This is a genomic window from Streptococcus sp. 959 (genome assembly GCF_013277075.1).
Classification (GTDB): domain Bacteria; phylum Bacillota; class Bacilli; order Lactobacillales; family Streptococcaceae; genus Streptococcus; species Streptococcus pseudopneumoniae_C.
The window spans coordinates 1-17,739 of record NZ_VMMF01000013.1 but is presented as its reverse complement, the minus strand read 5'-3'; the positions used below and the strand labels follow the sequence as shown (position 1 = coordinate 17,739).

General features: G+C 41.4%; 17 protein-coding genes, 1 pseudogene and 1 riboswitch. Of the genes and pseudogenes, 6 read left to right on the top strand and 12 right to left on the bottom strand.

What is annotated here, in order from left to right:
* Positions 1-56: 56 nt before the first annotated feature.
* A riboswitch (purine riboswitch) is annotated at positions 57-152 on the top strand.
* A 129-nt stretch (positions 153-281) separates the two neighbouring features.
* Both HT717_RS04340 and HT717_RS04335 read left to right on the top strand, forming a co-directional pair.
* Positions 282-863 carry a xanthine phosphoribosyltransferase gene (locus HT717_RS04340; protein ID WP_101782370.1) on the top strand — a complete coding sequence of 194 codons (582 nt, stop codon included), beginning with the start codon at positions 282-284 and terminating at the stop codon, positions 861-863.
* Positions 863-2,125 carry a nucleobase:cation symporter-2 family protein gene (locus HT717_RS04335; protein ID WP_101782371.1) on the top strand — a complete coding sequence of 421 codons (1,263 nt, stop codon included), beginning with the start codon at positions 863-865 and terminating at the stop codon, positions 2,123-2,125. Before HT717_RS04340 ends, HT717_RS04335 begins: the two co-directional genes overlap by 1 nt.
* Before the next feature lie 32 nt (positions 2,126-2,157).
* On the opposite strand, the gene HT717_RS04330 is transcribed toward HT717_RS04335, so the two are convergent.
* The 3 genes from HT717_RS04330 to HT717_RS04320 all read right to left on the bottom strand — a co-directional run bounded on the left by HT717_RS04330 (position 2,158) and on the right by HT717_RS04320 (position 5,310).
* Positions 2,158-2,562 carry a PaaI family thioesterase gene (locus HT717_RS04330; RefSeq protein ID WP_000651223.1) on the bottom strand — a complete coding sequence of 135 codons (405 nt, stop codon included), beginning with the start codon at positions 2,560-2,562 and terminating at the stop codon, positions 2,158-2,160.
* 69 nt (positions 2,563-2,631) lie between these two features.
* Positions 2,632-4,113, bottom strand: coding sequence for a UDP-glucose--hexose-1-phosphate uridylyltransferase (locus HT717_RS04325; RefSeq protein ID WP_049540119.1), 1,482 nt, complete (start codon positions 4,111-4,113; stop codon positions 2,632-2,634).
* A gap of 18 nt (positions 4,114-4,131) precedes the next feature.
* Positions 4,132-5,310, bottom strand: a complete 1,179-nt coding sequence (locus HT717_RS04320) for a galactokinase (protein ID WP_173304470.1) — start codon at positions 5,308-5,310, stop codon at positions 4,132-4,134.
* A 163-nt stretch (positions 5,311-5,473) separates the two neighbouring features.
* Between HT717_RS04320 and galR the strand changes: the two genes are divergently transcribed.
* Complete coding sequence (galR, locus tag HT717_RS04315; protein WP_173304468.1) at positions 5,474-6,475, top strand: DNA-binding transcriptional regulator GalR; 1,002 nt, start codon at positions 5,474-5,476, stop codon at positions 6,473-6,475.
* A gap of 67 nt (positions 6,476-6,542) precedes the next feature.
* On the opposite strand, the gene HT717_RS04310 is transcribed toward galR, so the two are convergent.
* The 3 genes from HT717_RS04310 to HT717_RS04300 form a co-directional block, all read right to left on the bottom strand.
* Complete coding sequence (locus HT717_RS04310) at positions 6,543-7,580, bottom strand: Zn-dependent alcohol dehydrogenase (protein WP_049540126.1); 1,038 nt, start codon at positions 7,578-7,580, stop codon at positions 6,543-6,545.
* Positions 7,581-7,934 (bottom strand): stress response transcriptional regulator NmlR, encoded by a 354-nt coding sequence (gene nmlR / locus HT717_RS04305; protein ID WP_049540128.1) that lies wholly within the window; start codon positions 7,932-7,934, stop codon positions 7,581-7,583.
* 234 nt (positions 7,935-8,168) lie between these two features.
* Positions 8,169-9,059: a cation diffusion facilitator family transporter gene (locus HT717_RS04300; protein WP_049540129.1), complete on the bottom strand. Its 891-nt coding sequence runs from the start codon at positions 9,057-9,059 to the stop codon at positions 8,169-8,171.
* A 132-nt stretch (positions 9,060-9,191) separates the two neighbouring features.
* Here HT717_RS04300 and HT717_RS04295 point away from each other — a divergent pair, with 132 nt between their 5' ends.
* Positions 9,192-9,728: a TetR/AcrR family transcriptional regulator gene (locus HT717_RS04295; RefSeq protein ID WP_049540130.1), complete on the top strand. Its 537-nt coding sequence runs from the start codon at positions 9,192-9,194 to the stop codon at positions 9,726-9,728.
* Between the two features lie 319 nt (positions 9,729-10,047).
* On the opposite strand, the gene pnuC is transcribed toward HT717_RS04295, so the two are convergent.
* The 6 genes from pnuC to HT717_RS04265 all read right to left on the bottom strand — a co-directional run bounded on the left by pnuC (position 10,048) and on the right by HT717_RS04265 (position 15,991).
* Positions 10,048-10,854, bottom strand: a complete 807-nt coding sequence (gene pnuC, locus HT717_RS04290) for a nicotinamide riboside transporter PnuC (RefSeq protein ID WP_049540645.1) — start codon at positions 10,852-10,854, stop codon at positions 10,048-10,050.
* Between the two features lie 331 nt (positions 10,855-11,185).
* Complete coding sequence (locus tag HT717_RS04285) at positions 11,186-12,706, bottom strand: ABC transporter permease/substrate-binding protein (protein ID WP_049540643.1); 1,521 nt, start codon at positions 12,704-12,706, stop codon at positions 11,186-11,188.
* Entirely contained in the window at positions 12,699-13,427 is a 729-nt protein-coding gene (locus HT717_RS04280; RefSeq protein ID WP_049540642.1) for an ABC transporter ATP-binding protein, read from the bottom strand. The genes HT717_RS04285 and HT717_RS04280 overlap by 8 nt, the downstream gene beginning before the upstream one ends.
* Before the next feature lie 14 nt (positions 13,428-13,441).
* On the bottom strand, positions 13,442-14,206 hold the full coding sequence (locus tag HT717_RS04275) for a nuclear transport factor 2 family protein (protein ID WP_049540641.1): 765 nt from the start codon (positions 14,204-14,206) through the stop codon (positions 13,442-13,444).
* A gap of 3 nt (positions 14,207-14,209) precedes the next feature.
* Positions 14,210-14,653, bottom strand: a complete 444-nt coding sequence (locus HT717_RS04270) for a MarR family transcriptional regulator (RefSeq protein ID WP_049540640.1) — start codon at positions 14,651-14,653, stop codon at positions 14,210-14,212.
* 144 nt (positions 14,654-14,797) lie between these two features.
* Complete coding sequence (locus tag HT717_RS04265; protein ID WP_049540639.1) at positions 14,798-15,991, bottom strand: O-antigen ligase; 1,194 nt, start codon at positions 15,989-15,991, stop codon at positions 14,798-14,800.
* Between the two features lie 283 nt (positions 15,992-16,274).
* Between HT717_RS04265 and birA the strand changes: the two genes are divergently transcribed.
* A complete protein-coding gene (gene birA / locus HT717_RS04260; RefSeq protein ID WP_049540637.1) occupies positions 16,275-17,210 on the top strand; it encodes a bifunctional biotin--[acetyl-CoA-carboxylase] ligase/biotin operon repressor BirA in 936 nt (311 codons plus the stop codon).
* Positions 17,211-17,335: 125 nt separating this feature from the next.
* Positions 17,336-17,710 (top strand): annotated as a pseudogene (locus HT717_RS04255) (transposase family protein); the annotation flags it as partial.
* Positions 17,711-17,739 lie beyond the last annotated feature (29 nt).

Below are 17,739 nucleotides of genomic sequence, written 5' to 3'. Positions count from 1 at the left end.
CATTTGATTTCTAAAGTTATTTAGTGTAAAATAAAAACATTGGCTCAATCCTATTTGAAATTGAATACCATTTTACTTGTTTATGTCGTGAATTGGCGCGACGTTTCTACAAGGTGCCGGAACACCTAACAATAAGTAAGTCAGCAGTGAGGTATGGTCGTTTTTGCCATGCCTATTTTGGGGACTTACTTAGAGATTAAGTAGGTCCTTTTTCTATCAGTTTTACTAGATAGAAATCTGAAACAAGTAAATGGATTGGCTTTTAGACTTTAGGAGGTCTTATGAAATTATTAGAAGAGCGCATCCTCAAGGATGGGCATATCTTGGGTGATAACATCCTCAAGGTGGATTCCTTTTTAACCCACCAAGTTGACTTTAGCCTGATGCGAGAGATTGGTAAAGTTTTTGCGGAAAAATTTGCTTCTGCTGGCATTACCAAGGTTGTGACCATTGAAGCGTCGGGTATTGCCCCAGCCGTTTTTACAGCGGAAGCCTTAAACGTTCCCATGATTTTCGCCAAAAAAGCTAAGAACATTACTATGAACGAAGGCATCTTAACTGCCCAAGTCTACTCCTTTACCAAGCAAGTGACCAGTACCGTTTCTATCGCTGGAAAATTCCTCTCACCAGAGGACAAGGTTTTGATTATCGATGATTTCCTTGCTAATGGCCAAGCTGCCAAAGGCTTGATTCAAATCATCGAACAGGCTGGTGCCACAGTCGAAGCTATTGGTATTGTGATTGAAAAATCCTTCCAAGATGGCCGTGATTTGCTTGAAAAAGCAGGCTACCCTGTTCTATCACTCGCTCGTTTGGATCGTTTTGAAAATGGTCAAGTTATTTTTAAGGAGGCAGATCTCTAATGCAAACTCAAGAAAAACACTCGCAAGCAGCCGTTCTTGGCTTGCAGCACTTACTAGCCATGTACTCAGGATCCATCCTGGTTCCCATCATGATTGCGACAGCCCTTGGCTATTCAGCTGAGCAGTTGACTTACCTGATTTCTACAGATATCTTCATGTGTGGGGTAGCAACCTTACTTCAACTCCAACTCAACAAATACTTTGGAATTGGACTCCCAGTCGTTCTCGGAGTTGCCTTCCAATCTGTCGCTCCCCTGATTATGATTGGGCAAAGCCATGGTAGTGGCGCTATGTTTGGAGCCCTCATCGCATCAGGGATTTACGTGGTTCTTGTTTCAGGCATCTTCTCAAAAGTTGCCAATCTTTTCCCATCTATCGTAACAGGATCTGTTATTACCACGATTGGTTTAACCTTGATTCCTGTCGCTATTGGAAATATGGGAAATAATGTTCCAGAGCCAACTGGTCAAAGTCTCTTGCTTGCAGCTATCACTGTTCTGATTATCCTCTTGATTAACATCTTTACCAAAGGATTTATCAAGTCTATCTCCATTTTGATTGGTCTAGTTGTTGGAACTGCCATCGCTGCTACTATGGGCTTGGTGGACTTCTCTCCTGTTGCGGCAGCACCGCTTGTCCATGTCCCAACTCCTCTCTACTTTGGAATGCCAACCTTTGAAATCTCATCTATTATCATGATGTGTATCATCGCAACGGTGTCTATGGTTGAGTCAACTGGTGTTTATCTGGCCTTGTCTGATATCACGAAATACCCAATCGACAGCACGCGCCTGCGCAACGGTTACCGCGCAGAAGGTTTGGCCGTACTTCTCGGAGGAATCTTTAACACCTTCCCTTACACAGGATTTTCACAAAACGTTGGTTTGGTTAAATTATCAGGCATTAAGACTCGCCTGCCAATCTACTACGCAGCTGGTTTCCTCGTTCTCCTTGGACTCCTACCTAAGTTTGGTGCCCTTGCCCAAATCATTCCAAGCCCTGTCCTCGGTGGTGCCATGCTGGTGATGTTTGGTTTTGTATCTATTCAAGGGATGCAAATCCTCGCCCGCGTTGACTTTGCTAACAATGAACACAACTTCCTTATCGCAGCTGTTTCAATCGCTGCAGGTGTCGGACTCAACAACAGTAATCTATTTGTCAGCATGCCAACAGCCTTCCAAATGTTCTTCTCAAACGGAATCGTCGTAGCCAGCCTACTTGCTATTGTTCTCAATGCAGTACTGAATCATAAAAAGAAATAAGAAAAAGAGGTATGAGCCTCTTTTTTGTTTATCTATATCCTTACCTGTCTGTCTTCTGACCTTTGGCCTGTGACAAACATGGTAAAGGTTGCTTTACAGACATTTCTGCCTTCTTGATTGGTAATATCCACATCCACCACACAGGTTGTGCGACCTTGATGGACGCATTCTCCTTTAATGGTCAACACGTCATCGAGTTTTCCTGCCTTGAGGTAGTTGATAGAGGATTGGAGTGTCACCCCATCAAGCCCCAGCGAGATAACCACCAAACCACTAATCTGGTCACAAAGGGTAAAAAGATAGCCACCATGGGCATTGCCATAGTAGTTGAGCGACGAGTCCACTACTTTGGTCGTCACCACAACGTGACCATCTCTCATTTGTTCAATTTCGTAATTTTCAAAGGCAGATATAGCGTCAAAATGAAAATCTTTCATCGTTTCCTCCTGATAGTTCAAACGACACTATGATACTACTTTTTATAGGACTGTGCAAGGAGAAAGCTCCTAGTCTGGCAAAATTCCGACCTGCTCTACAAAGCGCATAAAGGCTGCCTGTCCTTGTTCTGTCTGCTTGTAAACTCCTGCATCCTCAAGCACACGAGCAAAGATAGCCCCCACAGAGTCCTTGACAATTTCAAGGGATTTTTCTTTATCCGCTAGGTCTGGATATTTGGCTTTGAGCTGGTCTGCCCATTCCTGATGATAAGTCGCAACTGTATCCCCTTCTCCAACAAGATAGCTGGCGACTTGCTCTACTTCTGCTTTTAGACGTGGTGGCAAAATAGCCAAGCCCATGACCTCAATCAAGCCGATATTTTCCTTCTTGATATGTTGGACATCCTTGTGGGGATGATAAATACCATCAGGATGTTCTGGCGATGTCTGATTGTCTCGCAAGACTAAGTCCAACTCAAACTGTCCATCGCGTTTACGGGCAATGGGTGTTATGGTGTGATGCGGTGTCCCATCAGTCTCTGCCAAAACCTGCTCTGTAGGATCTGAATACTGACGCCATTCTCGCAAAATCTTATCAGCCAAGTTAATCAAATCCTCTTTAGAATCCGAAGTCAAACGTAGCACTGACATCGGCCACTTGACAATCCCAGACTTGACCTGCTCAAAACCAGCAAATCGGAAAGTCTTTTGCAAGGGAGCCAATTCCATAGGAAATACGTGACGGCCTCCCTGATAGTGGTCATGAGTTAGAATAGAGCCTCCCACGATCGGCAAGTCCGCATTTGAACCCGCAAAATAGCCCGGAAACTGCTCCACGATAGCCAACAGACGCTCAAAACTCTGACGACTGATAGCCATGGGACGATGCTGACCATCTAAGAAAATACAGTGCTCATTAAAATAAGCATAGGGCGAATACTGGAACCCCCACTCCTGACCCGCCATTTCAAAACGGATAATGCGGTGATTGCTACGAGCTGGATGGTTGACTCGACCGTGGTAGCCCTCGTTCTCTATACAAAGCTGACACTGGGGATAATTGCTAGCTTGCACCAACTTGGCCGCTGCAATCTCTTTCGGATCCTTTTCAGGCTTAGAGAGGTTGATAGTAATCTCCAGTTCACCGTAATCAGATGGAACACGATAAGCAATATTCTTAGCAATGGCCTTGAGCTTGATGTAGTCATTTTTCTGGCTGAGTTGGTAAAAATCCGCTATTGCCTGTTCGGGAGATTGGGCATAGGTTGCCCAAAAGTCACGATTGACCTGACTCGGACAAGGGGTTGCTAAGTCCATTAGTTCAGCACCGAGAATTTCACGCGCAGTCTGACTATCCTCAATCGTTTCTAATCGAACGGCTTCCTCAACCAGCTGGTCCTTGAGGTCAATCAATTTATCCAGATTCGTCTCAACTTCCAAAACACCGTCTCCCACTCGTGCCAAAACACGATTGGTCAGGTAGATTCGATCCATTTCCTCAAATGAACTTTCAGAAATGACATGTGTTACAAATTTATCTACTAAGGTCACTATAGAGCCTCCTTTTGACTAGTCAAGGACGCGAGTGCCACCTGCAACTTCAGCGATATAGAAGCTTGGAGCGTATCCAACTACTTCCTCGTAGTGTTTGCCTACAGCTTCCTTAAAGGTATCAACAGTGTTTTTTTGAACCAAGGCAATGGCACACCCGCCAAAACCTGCCCCTGTCATACGAGCACCGAGAACACCTTCTTGTGCCCAAGCTGTATGAACAAGAGTATCCAATTCCAAACCAGTTACTTCATAATCATGCTCTAGGGAAACGTGTGACGCATTCATCAAACGACCAAATGTTTCCAAATCTCCTGCTTCGAGGGCTGCTTGAGCTTTAAGGGTACGTTGGTTTTCAAGCACAGCATGACGAGCACGTTTCAAACGATTTTCATCTTTGATTAGATAGCTATATTGGTCAAAGGCCCACTCGTCCAATTCACCCAAGGTCTGAATATCTAAGGCTACTTGCAATTCTTCCACTGCTTTTTCACACTCAGCACGACGTTCATTGTATTTAGAGTCCGCCAATTCACGGCGTTTATTAGTGTTCATGATAACAACAACATTGTCCTTCAAATCAAGTGGCACCAAATCATACTCTAAAGTGTTAGTATCTAGGTAAATAGCACGTTGGTCAGCCCCCATACCGATAGCAAACTGGTCCATAATGCCAGAATTTACTCCGATAAAGCTATTTTCTGTTTGTTTTCCGATTTTAACCAAATCCAAACGGTCTAGTTTTAAATCAAAGAGATGCTCTGCCACGACCCCTGTCAAGAGTTCCAAGGATGCTGATGAAGACAAGCCAGCACCATTTGGGATATTCCCATAAACATAAAAATCAAAACCTTTGTCAATCACGTGCCCAGCTTCTTGCAAGAAATGAAGAACCCCTTTTGGATAGTTAGTCCAGCCGTGCTCTTTTTCAAACTTAAGGTCAGCAAGAGGCACTTCGATGATACCCTTGTCCTCAAAGTTAGCTGAGTAGAAACGTAAAACTTGGTCGTCACGCTTGCGAGCTGCACCGTAAGTTCCCAAGGAAATGGCTGCTGGAAATACATGTCCACCATTATAGTCTGTGTGCTCACCAATCAAGTTGATACGACCTGGTGAAAAGAATGTTTGGTCTGCTTCTTGACCAAAAACAGCAAGAAAGTCTTTGCGAAGTGCTTCAGTAGTAAGATGTTGTGTCATATGATTTCTCCTTTTACTGTCCGTTAAGTCGTCTTAACGTGTAATCGTTTTCTTCTATTGTATCCAAGGGATTTTCCAAGGTCAATCCTTTTTACTAAACTTTTACTAAACTATCGGTAAAAGGCAGAAAAATATGATATACTAATCTAATCAAGGAGGATTTATGGCTACCTTAAAAGACATTGCACAGCTAGCCTCTGTCTCTATCGCGACCGTATCCCGTGTCCTAAACCGCGATCAGAGCCTATCTGTTACAGAAGAAACCAGACACCGTATTTTAACCGTTGCTGAAGAGCTGGGCTACACCAAGCACCTCAAGACAGGCGAGTCCCACAAGCCCAAGCAAAAGATTGCCATTATCCAATGGGTCAGTGAACAAGGAGAGCTGGACGACCTTTACTACTACCAGATTCGCCTAGGCATAGAAAAAAGAGCCCAAGAACTGGACTACGATATCTTGCGCTATTTTAATGACCATCCTTTTACCCTAAGCGAAGAAGTGATTGGGATTCTCTGCATCGGAAAATTTAGCCGAGCTCAGATTTCTGCCTTTGAAGAATACCAAAAGCCTCTTGTCTTTCTAGACAGTGATACTCTTTCACTAGGACATACCTGCATTATCACGGACTTTTACACTGCCATGAAACAGGTTGTCGATTATTTTCTCATCCAAGGGATGGACCGCATCGGGATTCTAACAGGCCTTGAAGAAACAACTGACCAAGAAGAAATCATTCATGACAAGCGTCTTGAAAACTTCAGAAACTACAGTCAAACAAAAGGAATCTATCATGATGAACTGGTCTTTCAAGGGAGCTTTACCGCCCAGTCTGGTTATGACTTGATGAAGGAGGCTATTCAGAGTTTAGGAGACCAACTCCCACCAGCCTTTTTTGCTGCCAGCGATAGTTTAGCCATCGGTGCCCTCCGTGCCCTTCAAGAATCTGGAATCAATCTGCCAGACCGTGTCAGCCTCATTTCCTTTAATGACACTAGTCTGACCAAGCAAGTCTATCCTCCCCTTTCTAGCATCACGGTCTATACTGAGGAAATGGGCCGAGCAGGGATGGATATTCTTAACAAGGAAGTTCTCCACGGTCGCAAAATTCCTAGCCTGACCATGCTAGGAACCAGACTGACTTTGAGAGAGAGTACTCTGCCATAACTCCACAAATTAAACATGACAAAAAATCCTAATAGAGAGACTTAAATCTCCATTAGGATTTTCTTTGTTAGTCCATCACAATCATAGACTTAATGGTCTTACGTTCGTCCATGTCTTTATATGCCTGGTCAATATCTTCTAATTTATAGCTCGAAGTAAAGACGCGGCCTGGATTGATATCGCCATCAAGGACGGCTTTTAGTAAGAATTGCTTATCGTATGTTGTGACAGAAGCTGGACCACCACCGATTATTGTATTTTGACCAAAGGTTGAGCCAATGGCTCGATTTTCATAGTGCGGTACGCCAACAAAGCCCAAACGACCTCCATTATGAAGCACCCCAAGGGCTTGATCGACAGCTGCCTCCGTACCGACACACTCAAGAGCGGCATCTGCTCCACCTCCAAGGATTTCACGGACTTTGGCAATACCTTCTTCACCACGTTCAGCAACAACAGCTGTCGCACCTGACTCCAAGGCCATTTTTTGACGGTCTTCGTGGCGACTCATAAGGACAATTTGAGATGCTCCACGCATTTTAGCGGCGATAACAGCACATTGCCCAACAGCCCCATCACCGATAACGACAACCTTGTCGCCTTTTTGCACATTAGCCACACGCGCTGCATGGTAACCGGTCGGCATGACATCAGCAAGTGTCAAAAGTGACTTGAGCATGCCTTCGCTATAATCTGAAGGTTGACCTGGAATTTTCACAAGTGCCCAATTAGCAAAGTGGAAACGGATATACTCAGCCTGGACACCACCTGACCAGTTGTTTCCTGGATGATTATCACACGAGCCATCAAAACCAGCACGGCAGGCATCACACTGGCCACAACCATGTGTGAAAGGTGCAATGACAAAGTCACCTGCTTTTACTGTAGTAACGTTCTCACCAACTTCTTCGACAATCCCGATCGCCTCATGACCGCTATTTCTATGCCCTTCTTCGATTTCGGGATTACGGTAACTCCAAAGGTCCGAACCACAAACGCAAGTACGGACAATGCGGATAATAGCATCATCTGCTTCTATAATTTGAGGACGGTCAATAGTAGCAAGTCCAACCTGACCCGCCTTTGTATATACTGCTGATTTCATTTAAAATTTTCCTTCCTTGTAAAGTTTAATTTTGAGATTTAAGCGATTTAAAGCCGTCTGTAACTGAGACAAGCGCTCCTCTAATTTTTTCTTTTCGTCTTCTAAAATACCAAGCCTTTCCTCTCTCGTTTCATCCCCCTTTTGGTAGAGCGACATATAGTCAACTAAACTGTCCACAGAGACACCCGCCGAACGAAAACACTTAATAAATTCCAGTGCTTCTATATCTTGATCTTGAAAGTCACGAATTCCAGTTGCGGTTCTAGTAATCGGTGGCACAAGACCAACCCGTTCATAATACCGAATCGTATCCGCTGAAATTTCCAATAAGTCGCTGGCAGATTTAATATTCATACGCTTACCTCCTATCATTTTATTCACTGAGTTTAAGCTATTCTAACTCACTTATCTTATTATATAACTTTGAGTTGACTCTAAGTCAAGCATTTGGCATCTAATCTAAAAATTTTTTATAATTATCAATCATACATCTGGAGTTTATACAATGCTCTTCTCTTACCAATTTTAAATAATAAAGAAAATACTCTATTCCAAATAAGATAGTACTCAATTATTTGTCGCTTTTTTCTAATGATAATGCCCATGATTCGGCTCCAAGTCACACAGCTTACGCTTATGTTCTTGATGAGTTTCTAGGTCTGCATCCACCTCAATGGTAATATTTTGGAAACCACAATCTTTGAGGAAAATTCGAATAGATTCTTTACAAGCTTCCATATTTCCCACTTCTTTTATACAAACATGGACAATGGCATTTTTTTCCAAACCATCCATAGTCCAGAGATTAAGCTGATTAAGACTGGCCACATTGTCCAATCGCTCCAGCCCATTCTTTACTTGCTTGATATCAAGACCTTCTGGCACAGCATCCAAGAAAATCTTGAGCGTAGACCAAAAACGTGGAAGAGCTTTTGAAAGAATAAAGAAAGAAATGACAAGGGACAAAAGTGGATCTAGGATATACCAGTTCGTGAATCGAAGAACAATCGCCATCAGAATCACAGCCAGCCACCCTAGGGTATCTTCCAGAAAATGCAGACTCAGAATAGACTCATTCTTTGTCTTTCCCTTACTAACCACTAGACTGGCTAACACATTAATAGTAATCGCAATCATTCCTAACCAGAGAATCCCCTCATCATTGACTGGTTGCGGATTTAAAATCTTCGTGACATTTTCCAAAATGACTAGAACAGATCCTGTCATGAGTATTATCGCTGTCACCAAGGCTCCTAGCAGACTAAAACGCTTATAGCCCAAGGTGTACTGATTGTCTTCCTCACGATTAGAGATGGTTTCTAGAAAAGCTGATATTCCAATTGCAATCGCATCTCCCAAGTCATGCACAGAGTCAGCAAGAACTGCACTGGACCCAAATAATCCACCAGCGATAAACTCGACAATGGCATAAGTCACATTTAAGAAAAAAGCTAGCCAAACAGCATATTTTGCCTTCATATTTCTCATTCCTTTGTTATAATAGATTCATGAACACCTTGTTCACTATCATTATCCACTAAAACTTGAAGAAAGGATAGAAGCAAAGCGTCAGCTTTATTCAGTTCTGAACAATTTGCCTCAAGTGTCCATATGACTAAGATTGACCGCCGTATCAGTAAAACAAAAAAAGCCATCTATCAAGCTTTTCTACAACTTTTGAATGCTAAAGGTTACGAGGCTACTACTGTTCAGGCTATCATTGATCTCGCAGATGTGGGCCGCTCCACATTTTACTGCCACTATGAGAGCAAGGAGCTGCTTCTAGACGAGCTCTGTCGCTACCTCTTCCATCACCTCTTTGAAAGAGAGCAATCTATTTCAACCGAAGATTACCTCGCCCACCTCTTTCTGCATTTTCAGAAAAATCAAGACCATATCACCAGTCTTCTATTCTCCAAAAATGACTACTTCCTCCGTCAACTTCAGAGAGAGTTGGAATACCACGTCTATCCCATGCTGGCTGATGATTTGAGAGAAGCTCACCCAGGTCTGCCTACTTCTTATCTCCAACACTTAGTTGTTACCAACTTTATCGAGACATTGACCTGGTGGCTAAAAAAAGGACAAGACTTCACAGAACAAGAAGTTGTCCAGTTTTATCTAGACCTTCTCATTACTAAAAATTGAATACAGAGTAGAGCTCAGTTGCCTTATACCTAGGCTACTGAGTTTTTCATTTTTTTAACAATAAAAGAGGACCAACTGATCCTCTTTTTCATAATATAATACTCTTCGAAAATCTCTTCAAACCACGTCAACGTCGCCTTGCCGTAGATATATGTAACTGACTTCGTCAGTCTTATCTACAACCTCAAAGCAGTGCTTTGAGCAACCTGCGGCTAGTTTCCTAGTTTGCTCTTTGATTTTCATTGAGTATAAAATCCTTTATTATCAACTCTTTCTGTTTTAACAGAAAACTCAAAACAGTACTTTCAAACATCTCTTATTAGTTAGGTAAGTCAGTATTATGCTTAGCTGCCTTACTCCACTGATACCATCCAACTAGACTATTGATGAGATAAATCAGGTATTTCCCTTGAATTTGCAGGCTTTCTCCCCACCAGAGATAAATAGAAAAGACATTTGTAGCTGCCCAGAATATCCATTGTTCACGGTAAACAGCTGTCATGAGAATTTGTCCTACCCCATTGGTCGCATCTGTGATTGAATCACGATAGGGACGATTGGCACCAATAGACTGATAAATGAATCCAAAGACCAACCACCAAAGAACACTAATGGAAAGATACTTGGTCCAACCCTTGCCATCCAGCTTACGCGCGACAAACTCCTGCTTTTCTTTCTTGAACTGAGCTTGATAAATCCAAACTAGAAGTCCAATCGGCTGCATGACCGTGAAGTAAAGGGTCGTCAACACCTCACCATAAAAGCCTTTCTGCAGAGCCAAAATAAGGTAGATAACAGAGTTAATCAAGCCAAAAAGATAATTGCTTGCTCGACCTTCCGACACAAAGATAACACAGATAATCCCTGTCAGACTACAAATCATCCCAATCCAGTCAACAATACGGTGTTCATAAATCAATTCCAGCCAGAGAGGAAAACTTCCTAAAACCAGCAAATACAACCACTGGGCAAAACTGCGATGGGCAAAAAGGTCATCCCAGATAGCCTTCATAGTTCCTGAAAATCCTAAATCAGCCATCGCCGTAACCATACGACGGTAACCACCTGACATTTCACCTAGGGTTGTTTTGATATTCTCAATTTTCTTTTGCAAATAAGTAGGCATCATTTCTCCTTTTGTTTTTAAAGAGCCGTGTCTGGATAGACTTTCGGACGCAACGCTCTATTAGATAATGAACTGTCTATACACAAGATTCCCAACCTTAGTCGACATGAGCTGAAAATCCTTATTTGTTAAGTAGTTCACAACACATTATACACCTATTTTGTGAATAGTCAAGTGTCTTTACAGTAAAATTTGCAAATTCCTGAAAATTTTCTCTTATTTTCCATTTTGAAAGACATTTTGGAACTCTAATATCAAAAAAGCCCAGACGGCATTGTCTGAGCATTCTTCTATATAGGCGTTTAAGTAAGTTGAGTTTAGCATTCTCAGTCTATTTCTTCAACAAACCTTGTTCTTGTAAAAACTCCTTGGCTACTTGTTCTGCTGATTTGCCTTCAACACCGACTTGGTAGTTGAGCTGACTCATCTGGCTTTCAGTAATTTTACCAGCCAATTTATTGAGAATTTTTTCCAACTCAGGATGTTTCTTGAGAAGAGCTTCTTTCATGAGTGGAGCTCCTTGATAAGGTGGGAAGAGTTGCTTGTCATCTTCCAAGACCTGCAAATCATAACGCGCCAACTCTGCATCCGTCGAATAGGCATCCGTGATTTGAATATCGCCTGACTGAATCGCCTGATAGCGAAGGGCTGGCTCCATGGTCGCTACATTGAGGTTAAGACCATACATTGATTGCAAGCCCTTATTTCCATCTTCACGATCATTAAACTCGAGAGTAAAGCCTGCCTTCAACTGTCCTTCCACTTTTTTCAAGTCCGAAATGGTCTTCAACCCGTATTCTTGAGCAATCTTTTTCGGAACAGCTACAGCGTAGGTATTTTGATAAGACATAGGTTTGAGATAGGCTAGATGATCCTGTTTGGCAATGCCATCACGCGCTACATCATAAACCTGCTCTGGTTCATGACTCACTTTTGGTGATGGTTGAAGCAGACTTTCAGTCACCGTACCGGTAAATTCAGGGTAGATGTCAATATCGCCTTTTTTCAAAGCTTCATAGAGAAAGCTTGTTTTCCCAAAATTCGGTTTAACAGTCGCAGTCATACTGGTATTTTCTTCAATGAGGAGTTTATACATATTTGCCAAAATTTCTGGTTCTGGTCCTAATTTCCCAGCAATCACCAAGTTTTCTTTCTCTTTTTGAACCAAGAGAGCTGGGCTATAAGACAGACCGAGCAATAAGGTCACCAAGGCAAAACCAGAGAAAATCGTCCGCAATTTTGCTTTTTCCATCACTTTTAGTAGGAAGTTAAAGGCAATGGCAAGCACTGCGGAAGAAAGCGCCCCAATCAAAATCAGACTGGCATTATTACGGTCAATTCCCAAAAGGATGAAGGACCCCAGTCCTCCCGCCCCAATCAAGGCCGCCAAGGTTGCCGTACCGATAATCAAGACCGCTGCCGTCCGAATTCCAGACATGATAACAGGCATAGCAAGTGGAATTTCAAACTTCTTGAGACGCTCCCATCTAGTCATCCCAAAGGCAATCCCAGCCTCTTGCAGACTTGGATCAATTCCCTTCAACCCAGTGATGGTATTTTGTAAGATCGGGAAAATCGCATAAATCACTAGCGCTGTTAAAGCCGGCAAGGTTCCAATTCCCATCAAGGGGATAAAGAGCCCCAACAAGGCCAGAGACGGGATAGTCTGGAAAATCCCTGCAATCTGCAAGACCCAGTCGGCCAACTTCTCATGATATCGAAGATAAACAGCCAAGGGAATCGCAATAAAAATAGCCAGCAACAAGGTCAAAAGTGACAACTGCAAATGTTGAGATAGGGCTGTCAACCAATCACTAAAGCGATCCTGAAACGTTGCAATTAAATTAGTCATGAACACTACCTCCAAACAAGTCTGCTACAAAGTCTGTTGCAGGAGCTTTTAAAATCGTCTCGGGATTCGCCACCTGACGAATCTCTCCATCCTGCAAGACAGCAATACGATCACCTAATTTCAGAGCTTCATCCGTATCATGGGTTACAAAAATCGTTGTCATTCCAAACTCTTTATGCAATTCTTTAGTCAAAACCTGCAACTGTTTTCTCGAAATAGCATCAAGAGCTGAAAAAGGTTCATCCATGAGGAGAATCTTAGGCTGACCAATCATGGCACGAACAATACCAACCCTTTGCTGTTCACCACCAGATAGTTCACTAGGTAAGCGATGCCCATACTCGGCTACTGGTAAACCAACCTTAGCCAAAAGCTCTTCTGTTTTCTGAGCAATTTCTTCCTTAGTCCAGCCCTTCATCTCAGGAATCAGGGCAATATTTTCAGCAACCGTTAGATTGGGAAACAGTGCAATGGCTTGTAAAACATAACCAGTAGAAAGACGAAGTTCACGCTCATCATAGTCTTTGATGCGCTTGCTATCCATATAAATATTGCCATCAGTTGGTTCCAAAAGACGGTTAACCATCTTGATCATGGTTGTCTTACCGGACCCAGAAGGCCCAACTAAAACCATAAATTCCCCATTCTCAATCCGTAAATTGACATCTCTCAAAACATCTTTTTCTGTGTAGCGCAAGGCTACATTTTTGTATTCAATCATTCTTTGTCCTCATTTTAAAACTTGCCTCTGTTGGTCAAGTCTTCTACCTTAGGCATAACTTCTTTATTATCCCAATGCTCCACAATTTTACCGTTTTCTAGTCGGAAGATATCATACTGTGCATAGGCAAGGCCATCAATCTGAGTTTGACCATAGCTAACCACATAATTTCCTTGTCCTAATAGTTGGAAAACAAAATCAAAAGTGACGCCATGTTCAGCCACATAGTTTTTATAAGCAGCACTTCCTTGTCCAATCTCATGATTATGCTGAATCAAATCGTCTGCCACATAATCACTCCACTGCTCCAGTTCCCCATTTTGGAAAATTTCTGTCAAGAAACGGCGAACCAGCTTTTTATTTTCTGCTGTTTTATCCAAATCCTTAATCTCAAAATCTCCAAAGATCTGGTCTAACTGTCCATTTTCTGGAACACGATAGTAGTCAATGACATCCCAATGCTCCACAATACGTCCATTCTCATCTGCACGGAAAGTATCTGTCGTCACCCATTGTGCTTCCCCACCATTCAGATATTGATGAACATGAACAAAGACCAGATTGCCATCCTCAATAGTGCGGACAATCTTCATCTGACGCTCCGGATGACGCTCGAAGAAATTTGCAAAGAAGGCCGCAAAACCTTCTTTCCCGTCAGGCACACCTGTCGAGTGCTGGATATAAGTATCCCCTACAGACTGGATTTGAGCCTCAGCAACTCGTCCGTCTTGAATAGCATGAATGTATAGGTTATGAGCATTCTTCACTTGTTGTGACATATTCTAAACCTCATTTGCCCTCTCTTTCAGATTAGCCAAAATTCTTTCTTGAAAGGCTTCAAACTGACGAATTTCTTCCTCTGAAAATCCTTTGTAAAAGATCGTATCCAATTTCTGACTAACACGATGTCCCACTTCTTTCTGGGACTTGCCTAACTCAGTTAAAACTAAATACTTCTTACGCTTGTCTTTCCCACACGGACTAACAATTACAAGCTTTTGTTCCTCAAGCTTTTTTATCATAGTCGTCAGCGTATTATTAACAAGCCCAGTCGCCAGCGCAATATCTGTCGCGGTTGCACAGCCTGTTTCACTATTCCATAAAACCGCTAAAATCTTCCCCTGCTCACTCCTATAAAGAGCTTCAGGGTCTTGGCTCAGTAACTTTTGAAAAATTCGCCCATTCAACAAACGAATATGATGGGCTACCAAATGACTATCTTTCATAACACCTCCAATTTATTTCGATATCGAAAAGAATAAAACAATTGTAACACTCATCGTTCTAACTGTCAATTATTTCGATTTAGAAATATTTTTTCCCAGTAAAAAAATCTCCTACACAAGGTAGAAGATTGTAATCTTATATACTTAATCCGTCATGTCCGATACCAAAGTTCGATGTTCCAACAGAATACTGCACATAACTAGCAAGAAAATAAATCCTGACTGAATCCAGAAGAGGGCCAGGTCAAAGATTCCGTGCACAGCAACCACTGTAAGGAAAGATAGATAAAGACCAATAATCGGACGTTTACCCGACTCCTGACTCATATCCATCATCAAACGAACAGGAGCAACAGAAGACAAAACTAATAAAATAGTCCCCACAATCCCGTAACTCAGAATCGTGTCAATATACAGACTGTGAGCATGTTCATGATAAGGAGCATTTATCCGAGGATAAGAGTGCATATAGGTTAATGGCCCCTCACCCCAAAAAGGATTTTGCTTAAACAAGGCCATCCCTGCATCCCAGATAGAAATGCGTTCTTCCATAGAAGAATCCAAAGTCCCCATCCGAACTCCCAAATCACTAGAAAAGAGGAAACTCAAGCCAATCGCGAAGACCCCAATACTAAGCCAAAAGGCCTTCCAGTTTTTAATGGTCGTAAAGAGATAGATGATTGCTCCAGCGATAATAGCAGGAAAGGCGGTTCGATTTTGAGTAAAGTTCAATCCAAAGAGATTAACAAAGCCTGCAAACACACAGAATACTTTCAACCAATTCAACTTGGTCGTTGTAAACAGATAGAAAGCAATCATGATACAGAAACAACAAATAATTCCATAATAATTAGGATTAAAGAAGGTCACTTCTGCACGATTCTGATGCCATACCTGCATATTGGGTGAAAGAAAAGCATAGTTAAATTTCTTCACAATTTGGAAATGTTCTAAACTCGCAAAAGCAGCTGACAATACGCTACCAAACAAGACGAGCTGCAAAATCAAGCGAAAGAATTTATGTGATAAAATCGACTGATAGTGCAAAAAGAAAACAGCAAATAGAAACATTCCTACTGAAGCTACAACTCCCATCCAATTTTGTGCAAAAACGGATATAACAGTACTATAGCCAAGAAAAAGAAGCAGCATCGGATGCTCCCCCATTTTCTGAAGAATATTTTTCATGTCCCCTGTAAAAATCAAACTGATAATATATAAACAGAATACAACTATAAAAAGATAAAAGGGTAAAAAGATACTCAGGATAATTCCCAATAAAATCAGCTCTTTACTAGACAACCCTTTCAGCTTTTCAATAAAGCCTATTGATTTCAAAATGAATCCTTTCTCTCCAAATCAATTGATTCAGATAATAGTAAGCTATCCTATATTGTACCACTTTTTTAGCAATTTGAAAACAAAGGAAACGCTTCCCTGGGTAAAAAAGCGAGCAAAAATACTGAGATTTCATAACTCAAGCTTAATGACTAGATTCAATCTAAAAAATCGTGCCGAAAATACTAGGCATATGTTAAAATAGTAGTAATAAAATAAAGATTAGAAGCAACTATACAAACTATATTTAAATCATTTACAATTCCTAAAGAAAGGAAACACTATGAAATCCTACCAAGCCGTCTACCAAATTATAGCAAAAGAAACCGATTATATCAGCGGAGAAAAGATTGCAGAAGAACTATCCCTCAGTCGAACATCGATTTGGAAAGCCATCAAGCGATTAGAACAAGAAGGCATTGAAATTGATAGCATCAAAAACAAAGGCTATAAACTGATGAATGGAGATCTTATTCTTCCAGAACTTCTAGAACAAAATCTTCCAATTAAAGTTAGCTTTAAAACTGAGACTAAATCAACACAACTAGATGCAAAAGAAGCAATTGATTTAGGGCATGAAGCAAACACCCTCTATCTAGCTTCCCATCAAACAGCTGGCCGAGGCCGTTTTCAACGTTCTTTCTACTCCCCACAAGGAGGCATTTATATGACCCTCCATCTTAAACCAAATCTTCCTTATGACAAATTACCGTCCTACACACTACTTGTAGCTGGAGCTATCTACAAAGCCATTAAGAACCTAACTTTAATAGATGTCGACATAAAATGGGTCAACGATATCTACCTAAAAAATCATAAAATTGGAGGAATCCTCACTGAGGCAATAACCTCTGTAGAAACAGGCTTAGTCACAGATATCATTATTGGAGTAGGAATCAACTTCACTATTAATGATTTCCCACAAGAATTAAAAGAAAAAGCTGCTAGCTTATTTAAATCACCATCTCCTATAACAAGGAATGAATTAATCATAGAAATCTGGCGTGCTTTCTTCGAAACACCAGCAGAAGAGCTATTATACCTATATAAAAAACAGTCATTCGTCCTAGGAAAAGAAGTTACTTTTACACTAGATCAAAAAGACTACAAGGGACTTGCTAAAGACATCTCTGAAAGTGGAAAACTTTTAGTACAATGTGATAACGGAAAAGAAATCTGGCTAAATAGCGGAGAAATTTCACTCAAGAGTTGGAAGTAAAATAACACAATTATAAAGCTCTATAATATTTCCCCTATAGATATTATGGAGCCGATTTTGTGTAGAAAAAAGTCCCATATGACCTATAATGAAAAGCGATCAAACAACTCATTAGGAAGAATCATATGGAACAATTACATTTTATCACAAAATTACTAGACATTAAAGACCCAAATATCCAAATTATGGATGTCATTAATAATAATACCCACAAGGAAATCATCGCTAAACTGGACTACGACGCTCCATCTTGTCCTGAGTGTGGAAGTCAAATGAAGAAATATGACTTCCAAAAACCGTCGAAAATCCCTTACCTCGAAACAACTGGTATGCCTACTAGAATTCTCCTTAAAAAGCGTCGTTTCAAGTGCTATCATTGCTCGAAAATGATGGTCGCCGAGACCTCACTCGTCAAGAAGAATCATCAAATTCCTCGTATTATCAATCAAAAGATTGCGCAAAAGTTGATTGAAAAGACTTCTATGACCGATATTGCACATTAGCTGGCCATTTCAACTTCAACTGTTAT